This window comes from Streptomyces sp. NPDC002776 (assembly GCF_053592195.1).
Map to the genome: position 1 here is coordinate 54,307 of NZ_JBSFVG010000019.1, position 16,218 is coordinate 70,524.

At 72.4% G+C, this 16,218-nt stretch carries 10 protein-coding genes; 5 read left to right on the forward strand and 5 right to left on the reverse strand.

The annotated features are described in order from the left end of the window. Positions 1 to 40: 40 nt before the first annotated feature. Positions 41 to 1,015 (reverse strand): pyridoxal-phosphate dependent enzyme, encoded by a 975-nt coding sequence (locus ACWD11_RS29985; protein WP_389417029.1) that lies wholly within the window; start codon positions 1,013 to 1,015, stop codon positions 41 to 43. Continuing rightward, on the reverse strand, positions 1,012 to 1,707 hold the full coding sequence (locus ACWD11_RS29990) for a helix-turn-helix transcriptional regulator (protein ID WP_451286722.1): 696 nt from the start codon (positions 1,705 to 1,707) through the stop codon (positions 1,012 to 1,014). Before ACWD11_RS29990 ends, ACWD11_RS29985 begins: the two co-directional genes overlap by 4 nt. A 173-nt stretch (positions 1,708 to 1,880) precedes the next feature. On the opposite strand from ACWD11_RS29990, the gene ACWD11_RS29995 reads away from it, so the two are divergent. The 3 genes from ACWD11_RS29995 (at position 1,881) to ACWD11_RS30005 (ending at position 4,610) form a co-directional block, all read left to right on the forward strand. Then, a complete protein-coding gene (locus ACWD11_RS29995) occupies positions 1,881 to 2,591 on the forward strand; it encodes an FAD binding domain-containing protein (RefSeq protein WP_451286724.1) in 711 nt (236 codons plus the stop codon). 244 nt (positions 2,592 to 2,835) lie between these two features. Continuing rightward, positions 2,836 to 4,269, forward strand: a complete 1,434-nt coding sequence (locus ACWD11_RS30000; RefSeq protein ID WP_451286726.1) for a Gfo/Idh/MocA family protein — start codon at positions 2,836 to 2,838, stop codon at positions 4,267 to 4,269. Positions 4,270 to 4,466: 197 nt separating this feature from the next. Further along, positions 4,467 to 4,610 carry a DUF5959 family protein gene (locus ACWD11_RS30005; protein WP_451286728.1) on the forward strand — a complete coding sequence of 48 codons (144 nt, stop codon included), beginning with the start codon at positions 4,467 to 4,469 and terminating at the stop codon, positions 4,608 to 4,610. A gap of 8 nt (positions 4,611 to 4,618) precedes the next feature. Here the strand turns inward: ACWD11_RS30005 and ACWD11_RS30010 are convergent, their stop codons facing one another. Beyond that, entirely contained in the window at positions 4,619 to 5,176 is a 558-nt protein-coding gene (locus ACWD11_RS30010; protein WP_451286730.1) for a GbsR/MarR family transcriptional regulator, read from the reverse strand. Between the two features lie 91 nt (positions 5,177 to 5,267). Here ACWD11_RS30010 and ACWD11_RS30015 point away from each other — a divergent pair, with 91 nt between their 5' ends. Both ACWD11_RS30015 and ACWD11_RS30020 read left to right on the forward strand, forming a co-directional pair. Beyond that, a complete protein-coding gene (locus ACWD11_RS30015) occupies positions 5,268 to 6,212 on the forward strand; it encodes an ATP-binding cassette domain-containing protein (protein ID WP_451286732.1) in 945 nt (314 codons plus the stop codon). Then, a complete protein-coding gene (locus ACWD11_RS30020) occupies positions 6,209 to 7,816 on the forward strand; it encodes an ABC transporter permease (RefSeq protein ID WP_451286734.1) in 1,608 nt (535 codons plus the stop codon). Before ACWD11_RS30015 ends, ACWD11_RS30020 begins: the two co-directional genes overlap by 4 nt. A 141-nt stretch (positions 7,817 to 7,957) precedes the next feature. Here the strand turns inward: ACWD11_RS30020 and ACWD11_RS30025 are convergent, their stop codons facing one another. Continuing rightward, entirely contained in the window at positions 7,958 to 8,881 is a 924-nt protein-coding gene (locus ACWD11_RS30025) for an SDR family NAD(P)-dependent oxidoreductase (RefSeq protein WP_451286736.1), read from the reverse strand. 77 nt (positions 8,882 to 8,958) lie between these two features. Further along, on the reverse strand, positions 8,959 to 16,197 hold the full coding sequence (locus tag ACWD11_RS30030; protein WP_451286738.1) for an SDR family NAD(P)-dependent oxidoreductase: 7,239 nt from the start codon (positions 16,195 to 16,197) through the stop codon (positions 8,959 to 8,961). Positions 16,198 to 16,218 lie beyond the last annotated feature (21 nt).

Below are 16,218 nucleotides of genomic sequence, written 5' to 3' on the forward strand. Positions count from 1 at the left end.
ATGCGGGTGACGGCGGCACGGCGGTCGCGCGGCCCGGGTGTCAGCCGGCGGGCGCGCACAGCCGGGCGAACCGCTCGGCGTCGACGTTGCCCCCGGAGACGATGACTCCGACCCGGGGCGGCAGCGCGCCCGCGCGGCCGGAGAGGAGTGCCGCCAGGGGGGTGGCGCCGCTCGGTTCGACGACGATCTTCAGGCGCTCGAAGGCGAAGCGCATCGCGTCCCGGATCTCGTCGTCGCCGACCAGGGCGATGGCGTCGACGAGCCGTCGGTTGACGGAGAAGGTGAGTTCGCCCGGTGTGTGCAGGGCCTGGCCGTCGGCGATGGTTCTGGGCACCGGGATCTCGATGCGCCGGCCGGCCTCCAGGGACCGCTTGGTGTCGTCCCCGGCCTCGGGCTCGACGCCGATCAGCCGCAGCCGCGGGTACAGCGCCTTGGCGACGGTGCCGCTCCCCGCGATGAGTCCGCCGCCGCCGACCGGGGTCAGCAGCGCGTCCAACGGCCCCACCTCTTCGAGGAGTTCCAGCGCGGCCGTGCCCTGCCCGGCCATGACGTGGGGGTGTTCGTAGGGCGGGATGACGGTGAGGCCCCGCTCGGCGGCCAGGGCCTCGGCGAGGGCGACCCGGTCGCCGGTGTAGCGGTCGTAGGTGACGATCTCGGCGCCGTAGCCCTCGGTGGCCCGCCGCTTGGCGGGCGGGGCGTCCTCGGGCATGACGATGACGGCGGTGGTGCCCAGTTCCCGGGCGGCGAGGGCGACGGCCTGGGCGTGGTTGCCGGAGGAGTAGGTGGCGATGCCCCGGGTGAGCTGGTCCGGCGTCAGCCGGGAGGCGGCGTTGTAGGCGCCGCGGAACTTGAAGGCGCCCACGCGCTGGAAGTTCTCGCACTTGAGGAAGACCTCGGCGCCGACGAGGCCGTCGAGGGTGCGCGAGCGCAGCACCGGCGTGCGGTGGGCGACGCCCTTGAGGCGTGCGGCCGCGTCCCGGACGTCGTCGGGGGTGAGGGGCGGGGTGCTGGTCACGCGGGTCCTCCATCGGGGTCGGAAGCCGGGCCGGTCGCGGCGCGTGCCTGGGCGAGGTAGTGGTAGGCGGAGGCGCGGGAGATGCCGAGCCGGGCGGCGACCTGCTCGACGGCGCGCCGCACGGCGAAGACGCCGCGGCCGTCGAGGCCGCGGAAGAGTTCCAGGCGCTGGGTGCGGTCCAGCTCCGCCCAGCCGCGGTTCTGGCGGAGCTGGTGGGCGTCGAGGATGGCGTCGACGACGGAGTCGATGTCGTTGCCGAAGGTGGTGACCGGTGCCTCGGCGCTGTCCCGGCCGATGCCGGCGAGGGCGCCGAGCAGGGCGTGGGCCTCGTTGACGGCGGTGACGTCGAGGTTGACGCACAGGGCGCCGAAGACCTCGCCGGTGGAGTCCCGCAGCACCATGGTGGACGCCTTGACCAGCTTCCCGGTCCGGGTGCGGGTGACGTAGTTCAGGTCGTCGTCCGCCTCGGCGCCGCGGGCGACGATCCGCATGCCGATCTCGCTCATCGCCCCGCCGACGGTCCGCCCGGTCACGGAACCGGCGACCGCGACGACGGATCGCTCGGGCCGGCGGTAGTCGTGCAGCACCACCTCGCACAGCGGCCCGAAGGTCGCCACGAGCCCGTCCACGACCGGCGTCAGCGCCGAGATGATCGCGTCCCGCTCGGCTTCCAGGCCCGGTTCACCCGCCATCGCTCACTCCCTGTCCGTCAGCCTGCGCCTAGACTACACGTCCAGATGCTATACAGAAAGTCCAGCATCAGGGGTGCGCGGAGTGACCCGGTGAACCCTGCATGCGCCCCCTGCCCGGCGGGGAGAATGCGGTACGCGTTCACCACAGACCCGTCGCGAAAGCAGGCCGCTCCGTGTTGTTGCATCTGCCCACATCCGTGTCCGAGGTCCAACAGCACCTTGCCAAGGGGGCGTTGCCGATCGGCGGGGCGACGCTCGTCTGGGCGTCCTTCCAGCGCGACGGCTTCCCCGACCGGGCCATGTCCCTGCGCAACCTGCCGGAGGCGAACGCCCTCGGGCCCGAGGCCCTGGGCTCGGCCGTGGTGCTCCAGCGGATCGACGACCGGGTGCCGGAGGTGCTGCGCCGGGCGGCCGGCGGCATAGGCACCGGCGCCGTGCGCCGCGCGGCCACGGTCGGCGGCAACATCGTGGGCAGCACCCTGCGTTGCCTGCTCCCCGCCGCGCTCGTCCTGGACACCCGCGCGACGGTCCTGGACACGACGGGCGTCTACGAGACCGACCTGACCGAACTCCTGGCCAAGCGCCCCGTCCTGCTCGGCATCACCTGGCGCACCCCGCTGGTCAGCGGCTACCTGAAGCAGGAGGGCGACCCGGGCGGCCCGCCGCCGTTCGTCGTCGCCACCGCGGTGCACGCGGAGCCCGGCGGCACCAGGCGCCTGCGCGTCGCCGTCCGCGACGGCTACGAGTTCCTCACCGCGACCACGCCCTGCGACACCGACGTCGAAACGGTCCTGCACGCCGTCGAGAACACGGACCTCGGCGCGCTTCCCGAGGACGCGCGGCACGTGATCCACGGCCGGATCAGGGACGTACTCGCCCGCTGACCACCGCACGCCGGGCCCAACCGGCCCGCGGAAAGGCCCCGTTCACCGGTCACCGACACCGACCGGCGGCGGGGCCTTCGCGTTGCCCATGGACCGGCGGACTTTGGCCACTTGAGAACCGCATGCTCGTTTCTGCTCGCAACACCTTCTTTTCAAGCACCTATTGACACAGGGCGCTCGCGTGGACAAAGTCATGCGGCAGCAAGAGCAGCCGGCCGCCACGCATAAGGGAGCGATCCGCGCCATGCCTGAAATCCCTGCTGTCTCACGCCGTACCCTCATGGGCGGGGCCCTGGCCTCCGGAGCCGTCGTCGCCGGACTCGGCACCCAGGCCTCCGCCGCCCCCACGGCCCCGACCGCCGACGTGACCCCGTCGCGGCGCCCGGGGCAGAAATCGATGATCGACGTGCCGTTCGGCGCGTACCCGACCGTCCGCGTCGGTCTGATCGGTCTCGGGAACCGGGGCCACGGGATGTCCTCGGGCTGGGCCGCGGTCCCGGGCTGCACGGTGACGGCCGTGTGCGACATCCGCGCCGACCGCGCCAGACGCACCGCCGACCGGCTCGTCGCCGAGGGCCGCCCCCGCCCCGCCGAGTACGGCGGCTCGGCCGACGCCTACGCGCGCATGCTGCGCCGCGACGACATCGACCTCGTGTACATCGCGACGCCCTGGGAGTTCCACCACGAGCAGGGCCGCGCCGCCCTGCTCGCCGGCAAGCACGCGCTGGTCGAACTGCCCATCGCCACCGAGCTGGACGAACTGTGGGACCTCGTGGACACCAGCGAGCGCACCCGCCGCCATCTGATCCTCTCCGAGAACTGCTCCTACGGCCGCAACGAGCTGGCGATGCTGAAGATGGCCCACGACGGCCTGTTCGGCGAGGTGACCAACGGTCACGGCGGCTATCTGCACGACCTGCGGGCCCTGCTGTTCTCGGACACCTACTACACCGACTCCTGGCGGCGGCTGTGGCACACCCGCAGCACCGCGTCCTTCTACGCCATGCACGGCCTGGCCCCGATCGCGGCGGCGATGGACATCAACCGCGGCGACCGCATGACGACGCTGCGGGCCACCGCGACCGAGCCCCGGGGGCTGGCCGACTACCGCGAGCGCTTCATCCCCAAATCCCACCCGAGCTGGAAGGAGACGTACATCAACGGTGACCTCGTCACCTGCCTGATCGACACCGCCGAGGGCCGGGTGATCCGCGCCGAGCACGAGGTGAGCTCACCGCGGCCGTACAGCCGTATCAACTCGCTCGCCGGCAGCCGGGGCATCTTCGAGGACTACGCGGGCGTGACGTCCGCGGGCGGCGGCCGGATCTATCTCGAACCCGACCACAGCGGCCACACCTGGCGGGCGTTCGACGCCTACCGCAAGGAGTTCGACCACTGGCTGTGGCTGAAGATCGGCGACGACGCGGCCAACAACGGCGGCCACGGCGGCATGGACTACGTCCTGCAGTGGCGCACCGTTCAGCTGATGCGCGCCGGGCTGGTCCCCGACATGGACGTCTACGACGGCGCGGTCTGGTGCTCCCCGATCCCGCTGAGCGTCAAGTCCCTCGCGGCGGGCGGCCGTCTGGTGGCGGTCCCCGACTTCACCCGCGGTTCCTGGGTCAAGCACCGCACGGGCCTGGACTCCCGCCCGATCGACATGCCTCCGGTCCCCTGACACCTTTCGCCTCCTGACGCGGGCTACTCTTCGGCCAGTTGAGCGAACGGGGGAGCATCCATGACGGACCGGCCGGTGGACCTGGTACGGCTGGAGGGCGGCGGGAACAGCGTCGTCCTGAGGATCACCGGCACGGACTCCGCGGGGGCGCCCCGGACGGCGTCCTGACCGGTGACCTCGTCGTCGAGACGCCTTTCGTGAAGGGCGGTCTCGACCTGTGGGTCTCCCCCCGGGACCTGCGGGAGTGGCAGGAGGCGCTGGACGCGCTCGACGCCGGGCAGGACATCGCGTGGCGGGAGTTCGCACGCGGACCCGCCCTGCGAGTCGCCCCCTCCCCCTAACGGGCTGGTCAGGCGGGGGCGCCTCCGGCATCGTCGGACGGGACGTCGGAGGCGCCGGAGGCCCGGTGCTCGCGCCAGTCGGCGACGATCTGTTCCAGCTTGGGCATGACGAAGAGCCCGAAGTCCCGCATGTCCATCAGGCGCGCGCGGCCACCGGTGTTGGCCTCGTCGAGCAGTTCCATGTCCTCCATGGCCCCCTTCGCGAACTCCCTCAGCCACAGGCTGCGGATGGCGAAGACGTCGGGCCAGGGGTCCTCCCGCACTCGGTAGAGGTCCCGGCGGGAGCCGGGCTGGTTCTCCCGGTTGATCAGGCCGATCCGGACGAGGCTCTGCAGGGCCGTGGAGACGGTGCCGGAGCTGATGGAAAGAAACTGGCCGATCTCGGCCGCCGTGAGCGCGCCGCTCGGGGACACCAGCACAGCGGCGAAGACGCGTGCGGACATACGGGGCAGGCCCGTCTCGGCGAACCGGCTCGCGAGCCGCTCCACGGCCCTGCTCTCGCCTCCGGCCGACCCCTCCGGTCCCGTGTACGCATCGCCCGCTGACTCTGCTCTGCCTGTGGACACGTGTTCTGCACCTCCTGCAGCCACCTTAACCGGCCATTCGGGCTTCTTCCAGTTCTCCCAAATTTCCGAATGTTCAAGTACTCTTAAAATCATGACGCCACCCATCTCAATCTCCTCACTGGTCAAGACGTTCGGCCCCGTCCGGGCTCTTGACGGGCTGGACCTCAGCGTGGAGGCCGGGGAGGTGCACGGATTCCTCGGCCCGAACGGCTCCGGCAAGACGACGACCATCCGCATCCTGCTGGGGCTCATGCGGTCCGACAGCGGCCGGCTGTCCTTACTCGGCGGAGATCCGTGGGCGGACGCCGTGGAGCTGCACAAGCGGCTCGCCTATGTCCCCGGTGACGTGACGCTCTGGCCCACCCTCTCCGGCGGTGAGGTCATCGACCTGCTGGGGCGGCTGCGCGGCGGCGCGACCAAGAAGCGCCGGGACGACCTGATCGAGCGGTTCGAGCTGGACCCGAAGAAGAAGGGCCGCGCCTACTCCAAGGGCAACCGGCAGAAGGTCGCCCTGGTGGCCGCCCTCGCCTCCGACGTCGAACTGCTCATCTTCGACGAACCCACCTCGGGCCTGGACCCGTTGATGGAATCCGTCTTCCAGGACTGCATCGACGAGGAGCGCGGCCGGGGCCGGACCGTGCTGCTGTCCAGCCACATCCTGTCCGAGGTCGAGCGGCTGTGCGACCGGGTCAGCATCATCCGCGGCGGCCGTACGGTGGAGTCCGGCACCCTCACCGAGCTGCGCCACCTCACCCGCACCTCGATCCGCGCCGAACTGACCGAGCCCGTCCGCGACCTCTCCCGCCTCCCGGGCGTGCATGACGTGCGGATCGGCAGCGAGGACGGCCACACCGTCACCTTCGACGTGGACGCCGGCGACCTCAACACCGCCGTACAGCATCTGACGACCCTGGGCCTGCGGGGTCTCGTCAGCCGGCCGCCCACGCTCGAGGACCTGTTCATGCGCCACTACACCACCGCGCAGGACAAGGAAGGCGCCGAAGGCGCCGACGACCGGGCGGAGGCCGCGCGGTGAGGGACTACGCAGGCACCGGGACGCTGCTGCGGCTCGCCCTCCGGCTCGACCGGGTCCGCGCCACCGCCTGGATCCTGGGCATCGTGCTGTTCACCACGGCATCCGCCCAGAGCAACAACGACCTGTACGGCACGGCCGAGGAGCGGGAGAAGCTGGCCGAGACGGTCGAGACCAACCCGGCGATGCTCGCCCTCGGCGGCCGCGCCTTCGACCTGACCACGACCGGCGGGGTCAACGCCTACCAGCTGGTCGCCTTCATGGCCACGATCATCGGCCTGATGAGCATCTTCATGGTGGTGCGGCACACCCGCGCCGAGGAGGAGAGCGGCCGCGCGGAACTGGCCGGTTCGGCGGTCCTCGGCCGCAAGGCCTGGCTCGCCAGCTCGCTGCTGCTGGTCACCGGGATGAACCTGGTCATCGCGCTGCTCCTCGGACTCGGCCTGCAGAACACCGATCTGCCCGCGACGGGCTCCTGGGCCTTCGCGCTCGGCTGCGCCGGGGTCGGCATCTTCTTCGCGCTCGTGGCGGGGATCGCCGCCCAGCTCACCGACCACGCGCGCTCCGCCAACGGCATCGCGGCCACCGTCCTCGGCCTCGCCTACCTGCTGCGCGCCACGGGTGACGCGGCCAGCGCCTCCGACGGCGGACTGTCGTGGCTGACCTGGCTCTCCCCTATCGGCTGGGCCCAGATGATGCGCCCGTACACCGACGAGAACTGGGCGGTGGCCCTGCTGTTCGTCGCAGCCGCCGCCGTGCTCGTCGCCGCGGTCGGCGTGCTCATCGGCCGGCGGGACGTCGGCGCCGGTGTGCTGCCGCCCTCGCTCGGGCCCAACGAGGCGACCCCCGCGCTGCGCTCCCCCTTCGCCCTCGCCTGGCGGCTCCAGCGCGGTTCCATGCTGGGCTGGGCGCTCGCCTTCGTGGTCGTCGGCGCCGCGTTCGGCGGGGTCGCGGACGGCATGGTCGACGTCGCCGAGGACAACCCGAACATCGACGAGCTGCTGCGCGACCTCGGCGGCAGCGGCAGCATCGTGGACGTCTTCCTGGCCACCATCACCTCGCTCATCGCCGTCGTCGTCGGCGCCTACGCCGTCCAGTCGGCGCTGCGGCTGTCCGGCGAGGAGTCCGCCCACCGGATCGACCCGGTGCTGAGCACGGCCGTCAACCGGCTGAGCTGGGCGGGCAGTCATCTCACCGTCGCCGCGCTCGGCTCGGTCGTCATGCTCACCTCGGCGGGACTCTCGGCCGGCCTGGCACACGGCATCAACAGCGGTGACGTGGCCGGTGAGGTGCCCCGGGTACTGGGCGCCGCCCTGGCGCAGGTGCCCGCCGTATGGACGCTGATCGGTCTGTGCGCGCTGCTCTTCGGGCTGCTGCCCCGCTACACGGCCGTCGCGTGGGCGGTGCTGGCCGTCGTCCTGGTCATCGGCCAGTTCGGTGAGGTGCTCAAGCTCGACCAGATGGTCATGAACCTGTCCCCGTTCACCCATGTTCCCGATCTGCCGTCGGCGGACTTCCGGGCGACCCCGCTGCTGTTGCTGGTGCTGCTGGCCGCCGCGCTGATCGCGGCGGGGCTGAGCGGCTTCCGGCGGCGCGACGTCGCCTGACCCCCGGACACCGCCGGGCGTCCGGCCCCGGACATCCCAGCCGCTGCGGCCGACCTCCCCCGGGGCCGCAACGGCAAAGGGGCCACCCCGCATGCAGGTCCGCCTCGCGCGGTGGCCCCTCCTCACGTCCTCACGGGCGACTCAGTGGGTCTTGCTGCCCGAGCGGGCGGCCTCCCGCAGCTGAGCCGCGACATGGCGGGCGATCCGCCGGTCGTGCTCCGTCTCCGGCGGCAGCGCCGTGAACAGGGCCTTCGAGCGGGCGGCCAGCGGCTCCGCCACCCCTCGATCGGTGATCACGTACGGCTTTCCGGACCGCAGCCCCTCCACCAGCATCTCCCCCACGGCGTCCGGGGAGTGCCCGAGCTGGCGCAGATAGAAGTCCTGCTCGGTGAGGAGCCGCTCCCGGTCCTCCTCCTGCTCGGCGGTGAGCCCGAGGTCACCGCCGATGCGGCGGCGCGCGGCCCGGCCGGTGGCGACCATGTTGGTGGCCACCAGGCCCGGACAGAACACGGTCACCCCGATGGGATGCCCCTCGTGCGCCAACTGCCGGGAAAGCCCCTCGGACAGACCGATCACCCCGGCCTTGGTCCCCTCGTACATGTAGCCCGCCTGCCCGCCCTGGGGCGCCAGCCCTGCGGTGGAGGCGGTGTTGACGATGTGCGCCGGCTCCCCGCGGGCGATCATGCGGGGCAGGAAGGTCTGCAGACCGTTCACCACCCCGCCGACGTTGACGCCGAGGAACAGGTCCCACAGTTCGTAGCTCATCGCGTTGACCGGGTAACTGCCGCCGACACCCGCGTTGTTGCAGAGCAGCGTCACCGGACCGAGGCGCTCCTCGGCCTCGTCGGCCACTCGGCTATAGGCGGCGCGGTCGGTGACGTCCAGGGTGAAGGTGGCCACCCCGGTCAGCGCCGACAGCTCGACGTCGGCCGCGGCGAGCGCGTCCGTGTCGATGTCGGCGAGGGCGAGCCGTACGCCCTCCTTGGCGAGCGCCCGGGCCAGGCCCAGTCCGATGCCCTGGGCGCCGCCGGTGATGAAGGCGGTCCGTCCCGCGAGTTCGAACACCGCGCCTCCTCTCCTGTGCGTGTTGATGGGGGTGGTGGTCGATGGGGTGGTGAAGGACGAGGAAAACGGGTCGTCGGTCAGTCGTTCACAGGCAGCGCCCGCAGCCAGCTGTCCACGGCCCCGGCGGTTCCGGCGGCGAACTCCCCCTCCATCAAGGTGAAGTGGTCGCCCGGCACCTCGACGGCGGTGTGCTCGTAGCCCCAGTCGGCGCGCCGCCGTGAGCCCTCCGGACCGAGCGAGTCGGCCGCCCGCACCAGCAGCGTGGGGGCCGCCAACTCGGCCTGGTGGAAGTCCAGATACAGGTAGCGGGCACGAGCGGTGACCCAGGCGTCGCCCCAGTTCTCCCCCTGGTGCTCGCTCTCCCCGACCCGGTCCAGCAACCCGCTGAGGACGCTGTTCGCCCACGGATCGAGGTCGAAACCGCCCGCCGTGTCCCACCAGTGGGTGTCCACCATCACCAGTCCGGCCGGACCGGACCCCGCCTCCTCCAGATGCCGGGCAACCGCGCTGGCGATCAGGCCGCCGCTGGAATAGCCGAGCAGGGCGTACGGCTCGTCCCCGGCGTTCTGCCGGATCGCCTCGGCCAGTGTCCGCACCAGTGCGTCCAGGTCGGCCGGGATCGACTCGCCGGTCATGAACCCCGGAAGAGAGAGGGCGGAGACGGTTCGGGTGCCGCTGAGCGCGGAGGCGAAGGGGAGGTACTGGTAGACGCTCGGCTTCCAGGCGAAGGTCGGGAAGCAGATCAGCTGGGGCGTCCGGGCGCCCCGGGCCAGCGGGGTGAGCTGCGGCAGCTTGGCCAGCTCCGCCGGGCCGCTGAAGTTCTCACGGAAGTCGGCCGCCGTCCGCAGCACCGTGCTGATCTCCGCGAACCGGCCCTCGCGGCAGGCACGCAGGAAGATCCCGCTGAGCGAGTCGGGATCCGCGGGCCGGGACTCCGCGGTGACGACGGTGACGGGTCCGCCATCCGCCGCCTCGCCGCTGCCCGCCAACTCACCGGAGAGGTACCGGGCCAGCGCCTCCGGCGTCCGGTGGTCGAAGATCAGCGTCGCCGGGAGTGCCAGACCGGTGGCGGTGCCGAGCCGGTTGCGCAGCTCGACGGCGGTGAGCGAGTCGAAGCCCAGGGCGACGAACTCCCGTGCCATGTCGAGGGCGGCGGCATCCGAGTGGCCGAGGACCACGGCCACATGGCTCCGCACCAGCTCGCGCAGCGCCTCGTCCCGGCCGGCCGAGTCCAGTCCGGCGAGCCGCCTGGCCAACCCGGAGGCCGACTCGACGACCTCGTTGGCCGCGGTGCCGCGCCGCCGCCGGGTCACGGTGACCAACTCCCGCAGGAACGGCGGCACGTGCTGGGGGGACCGATCGCGCAGCCCGCCCGTGTCGAGCGCGGCGGCCACGGCCACAGCGCCGTCCGAGCCGGTGGCCGCGTCGAAGACGGCGAGCCCGCGCTCGGTGGTGAGCGGCAGCATCCCGCCCTGGGTCATCCGGGCCTGTTCGGTCTCTCCGAGGCTGCTGGTCAGGGCGCTGGTCTCGGCCCAGAAGCCCCAGGCGAGGGAGGTGGCGGGCAGCCCTTGGGCGCGGCGGTGATGGGCGAGGGCGTCGAGGAAGGTGTTGGCGGCGGCGTAGTTGGCCTGCCCGGCACCGCCGAAGACGCCGGAGGCGGAGGAGTACAGCGCGAAGAAGGCGAGGTCGGAGTCCTGGGTGAGTTCGTGCAGGTGCAGGGCGGCTTGTGCCTTGGGGCGCCAGACCGTGGCCAGTTGCTCCGGGGTGAGGGCGGTGACCAGACCGTCGGCCAGGACCCCTGCTGCGTGGACGACACCGGTCAGCGTACGGCCGTCCAGCAGGGCCGCGAGCTGATCACGGTCGGCGGCATCACAGGCCGCCACTTGGATCGCCGCCCCCAACTCCTCTATTTCGGCGATGAGTTCCTGCGCACCCGGTGCCTCCGGTCCGCTGCGGCTGGTCAGCAGCAGGTTCCGTGCGCCGTGCTCGGTCACGAGGTGCCGGGCCAGGAGCGAGCCGAGGGTGCCGGTCCCGCCGGTGATCAGGACGGTGCCGTCAGGATCCACCGGCACCGGCATGGTCAGAGCGACCTTGCCGACATGCTTCGCCTGGCTCATGAACCGGAAGGCTTCCGGCGCCCTGCGCACATCCCACGCCCGCACCGGCAACGGCTCCAGCACACCCGACTCGAACAGCCGCATGAGCTCGCCCAGGGTCTCCTGGATCCGCTCGGCACCGGCGTCACTCAGCTCGAAGGGCGCGTACGTCATGCCCGGATTGGCCTGCGCCAATTGCTCAGGGTCACGCAGATCCGTCTTGCCCATTTCGACGAACCGGCCCTGAGGAGCGAGGAGTTCGAGTGAGGCGTCGACGAACTCGCGGGCGAGGGAGTTCAGGACGACGTCCACGCGCTCGGCACTGAACTTCTCCCGGAAGTCCAGGTCCCGGGAGGAGGCGATCCGGTCGTCCGTCAGACCCAGCCCTCGCAGCACATCCCACTTCCCAGGACTGGCCGTAGCGAGGACTTCCGCGCCGAAGTGCCGCGCCAGCTGGATCGCCGCCATACCGACCCCACCCGCACCCGCATGCACCAGCACGGTGTCACCCCGCTTGAGGCCACCCAGGTCCACCAGGCCGTAGTACGCCGTCAGGAAGACGACTGGGACGGACGCCGCCTGCTCGAACGACCACCCCTCCGGGATCGGCACCACGAGCCGGGCGTCGGCGACGACCAGCGGGCCGAAGCCCTCCGTCATCAGGCCCATCACACGGTCCCCCGGGGCGATGCCGGTGACGTCGGCGCCGACCTCCAGGACCACCCCGGCCGCCTCGCTGCCGAGGATCGGCCGCCCCGGATACATGCCCAGGGTCAGCAGCACATCGCGGAAGTTGACACCGGCGGCACGCACGGCGACCCGGATCTCGCCCGACGCCAACGGGGCGTCCGCCTCGAGGGCGGGCACCAGGGTCAGCCCGTCCGGGGTGCCGCTGCCCGTGGCGTCCAGCCGCCAGGCATCCGCGTCCGCGGGCGGCACCAGGGCCTCCTCGGCGCCGGGCCGCACCAGCCGGGGCACCAGGGTCGTCCCGCCGCGCACCGCGACCTGGCCCTCACCGGTGTCCAGCGCGGCCGTGACAGCCGCCGGCAGCAGGTCGGCGTCCGGGCCGCCCGGCTGCTCGGCCGGGTCCAGGTCGACCAGCAGGAACCGGTTCGGGTGCTCCGACTGCGCGGAGCGGATCAAACCCCATACCGGGGCGCCGGTCAGGTCGGTCAGCGTGTCGTCGCCGCCCGCGGGCACGGCACCCCGGGTGACGAACACCAGCCGGGAGTCGGCCAGACCCTCCTCGGCCAGCCACTCCTGGACGACGGCCAGGATCCGCTCGGCCGTCTCCTGGGCCGCGCTCGCCGGGTCGCCGGGGGCCGGGTCAGCGGCCGGGGCCACCGCGAGCAGGGTGACGTGCGGGGCGGGCACCCCCCACTCCAGGACGCCACGGACCCCCGCCACGTCGAGGTAGGCGTCGGCCGCCAGCCCCGCGCCCTGCACCGCCGCGCCCAGGCCGTAGGGGTCGTCCCCGACCACGGCCCAGGTGGCGTGGCGCACGGCCTCCGGATCGCAGGGCACCGGGATCCAGCGGACCCGGAACATGTCGTGCGTCGGCGGCGTCCGGGCCGCCGCGAGCTGGGCCGCCGTCACCGGGCGGACCAGCAGGGAGTCGACGGAGGCGACCGGCGCGCCGGTACCGTCGGCGAGGTCGAGGCGTACGGCGTCGGCGGCCTCGGCGCGGAGCCGGACGCGCAGCCGGTCGGCGCCCGTGGCGAAGAGGGTCACCCCGTTCCACGCGAAGGGCAGCCGCAGCGTCCCGTCCGGTCCTGGGGCTTCCTCCGGTGCGGGAGCGCAGCCGTGGGCGTGCAGGGCGGCGTCCAGCAGCGCCGGGTGCAGGCCGAAGCGGGCGGCGTCGCCCTTCTGGCCCTCGGGCAGCGCCACTTCGGCGAAGATGTCGGCACCGCGCCGCCACACGGCGCGCAGGCCTTGGAACGCGGGCCCGTACGAGTAGCCGGCCTCGGCCGCGGCGGTGTAGAAGCCGGAGACGTCCACCGGCTCCGCGCCCGCCGGGGGCCACACCTCACCGAACGGCTCGGCAGGGGCAGGCTGTTCTGGCAGCAGGGCGCCCTCCGCGTGCAAGGTCCACTCCTCCGCGGCGCCGTCCGAGCCCTCGGGCCGGGAGTGCACGGAAACGGCACGCCGCCCGGAGCCGTCGGGCAGTTCCACGAACACCTGCACCTGTACCGCGCCCTGCTCGGGGAAGACCAGCGGTGCCTGGAGGGTGAGTTCGGCGAGATGCCCGCAGCCGACCTCGTCCCCGGCGCGGATCGCCAGCTCCACGAACCCGGTACCGGGGAAGAGGACCGTGCCCGCGACGGCGTGGTCCGCCAGCCAGGGATGGGTGCGCGTGGAGAGCCGGCCGGTGAGCACGACTCCGCCGTCCGCGGCAAGCCCGGCGGCGGCTCGCAGCAGCGGGTGACCGGTGGGGACCAGTCCGGCGCCGACGACATCGGCCTCGGCGGAACCTGCGTCCAGCCAGTAGCGCTGGTGCTGGAAGGCGTAGGTGGGCAGGTCGACGCGGTTCACGGTACGGCCCGCGTAGACGGCGGACCAGTCGATGTCGGTCCCGTGGACCCAGAGTTCGGCGGCGCTCGCGAGGAAGCGGGCGTTCTCGTCCTCGTCCCGGCGCAGGGTGCCTACGACGGTGACCGGCTGCTCCGCGGCTTCCGCGATGGCCTGCACGCCCATGGTGAGCACGGGGTGGGCGCTGACCTCGACCAGGCGGGTGTGGCCGGTGGTGAGGGCAGTGGTGATCGCCTCGGTGAAGCGGACCGGCCGGCGGAGGCCCTCGTACCAGTAGGTGGCATCCATCGTCGTCGTGTCCAGCACCCCGCCGGTGACCGTGGAGATGACCGGGACGCGGGAGGTCCGTGGTACTACAGGGGCGAGGGCTTGCAGCAGCTTGGCCTTGATGTCCTCGACATGGGCGGAGTGCGAGGCGTAGTCCACCGGAACCCGCCGGGCGCGAACGTCGGCGGCCTCCGCCCTCGCGCAGATCTCGTCCAGGGCCTCGGGGTCGCCCGCAACGACCGTGGCATCGGGGCCGTTGTAGACGGCTATGGACACCCGGTCGCCATACGGCGCCACCCACGCCGCCGCCTGCTCGGGGCCGGTCGTAAGCGACAACATCCCACCGCGACCCGCCAGTTCATCTCGGATCGCAGCCGAGCGCAGGGCGACCACCCGGGCCGCGTCCTCCAGACTCAGCGCACCGACCACCGCGGCGGCCGCGATCTCCCCCTGCGAATGGCCGATGACGGCGGCAGGTTCGATGCCCAGTGACTCCCAGACCGCCGCCAGGGAGACCATGACCGCCCACAGCACCGGCTGGACCATGTCGACCCGCTGCATCCAGGTGTCGTCATCGCCCTTCAGCACGTCGGTCAACGACCAGTCGACGAACGGCCCGAGCGCCGCCTCGCACTCCCCGATCCGCGCCGCGAACACCGGCGAGGAGTCGAGGAGTCCCCGTCCCATCCCCAGCCACTGCGACCCCTGGCCCGGGAAGACGAGCACGACGCCGGAGCCGCCCGTGTCCGCCGCACCTGTCACGACATTGGGCGCGACTCCGGCCGAGGCCAGGACGCGCAGGCCGGAGGTCAGCTCCTCCGTCCTCGAACCCCACACCACCGCACGGTGGTTGAGCGTGGCGCGGGAGGTCAGCAGGCTCCATCCAACGTCGATCGGGTCGGTGCCGGCCACGGCATCCGCGAGGCGCTCCGCCTGGGCGGCCAGTGCCTCGGCGGTACGGGCCGAGACCAGCCAGGGGATCAGCGGGGAACCGGCGAGGCCACCGTCGGCCGGGACCGGCTCGGGCCCGGGGTGCTCGTCCGCGGGGGCCTGTTCCAGGACGACGTGGGCGTTCGTACCGGAAATGCCGAAGGAGGAGATAGCGGCGCGGCGGGGCCGTTCGTCGGCCGTGGTCCAAGTGCGCGACTCGGTGAGGAGCTTGACCTCGCCCGTCGTCCAGTCGACGTGGGGGGTGGGTTCGTCGACGTGGAGGGTCTTCGGCAGGACGCCCGCCCGCATCGCCATCACCATCTTGATGACGCCCGCGACACCCGCCGCGGCCTGGGTGTGCCCGATGTTGGACTTCACGGAACCGAGCCAGAGCGGCCGGTCCGCGTCCCGGTCCAATCCGTAGGTGGCCAGCAGCGCCTGCGCCTCGATCGGGTCGCCGAGCGTCGTACCCGTGCCGTGCGCCTCCACCACGTCGACGTCGGCGGCGGCCACTCCCGCGTTGGCTAGGGCCTGCTGGATGACGCGCTGCTGGGAGGGGCCGTTGGGGGCGGTGAGGCCGTTGGAGGCGCCGTCCTGGTTGACGGCCGAACCACGGACCACCGCAAGGACGGGGTGGCCGTTGCGGACGGCGTCCGTGAGCCGTTCCACGACGAGGACGCCGACACCCTCCGCGGGACCGAAGCCGTCGGCCGCCGCCGCGAACGCCTTGCAGCGGCCGTCCTCGGCCAGCCCGCGCTGGCGGCCGAACTCCACGAAGGTCGCGGGCGTCGGCATGACGGTGACACCACCCGCGAGCGCCAGGGTGCACTCGCCGTTGCGGAGTGCCTGGATCGCCAGGTGCAGGGCGACCAGTGAGGAGGAGCAGGCGGTGTCGACGGAGACGGCCGGGCCTTCCAGGCCGAGGGTGTAGGCGACCCGTCCGGAGGCCACGCTGACGGCGTTGCCGATGCTGATGTAGCCCTCGAGGCCGTCGGGAAGGCTGTTCAGCCGGGACACGTACTCGGACGACGGGGCGCCGGTGAACACGCCGGTCGGGGTGGCGCGCAGGCTGTGCGGGTCGATGCGCGCCCGCTCGACGGCCTCCCAGGACGCTTCGAGCAGCAGCCGCTGCTGCGGGTCCATCGCCAGCGCCTCACGCGGTGAGATCCCGAACAGCTCGGCGTCGAAGTCACCGACGGATCGCAGGAAGCCGCCGCCTTTGACGTAGGTCTTGCCCTCGGCGTCCGGGTCGGGGTCGTAGAGGCCGTCGAGGTCCCAGTCGCGGTCCTCGGGGAAGGGTCCGATGGCGTCCTCGCCTTCGAGGACGAGCCGCCAGAGGTCCTCCGGCGAGGCGATGCCACCCGGGTAGCGGCAGGCCATGCCGACGATCGCGACGGCGGGCTGCTCCTCCAGCTGCTTGATGCGACGGCGGGCCTGACGGAGGTCGGCAGTCGCCCGCTTGAGGTAGTCGCGGAGTTTCTGCTCGTTGTTCATCGGAGGTCTCCCGTGGGCGCG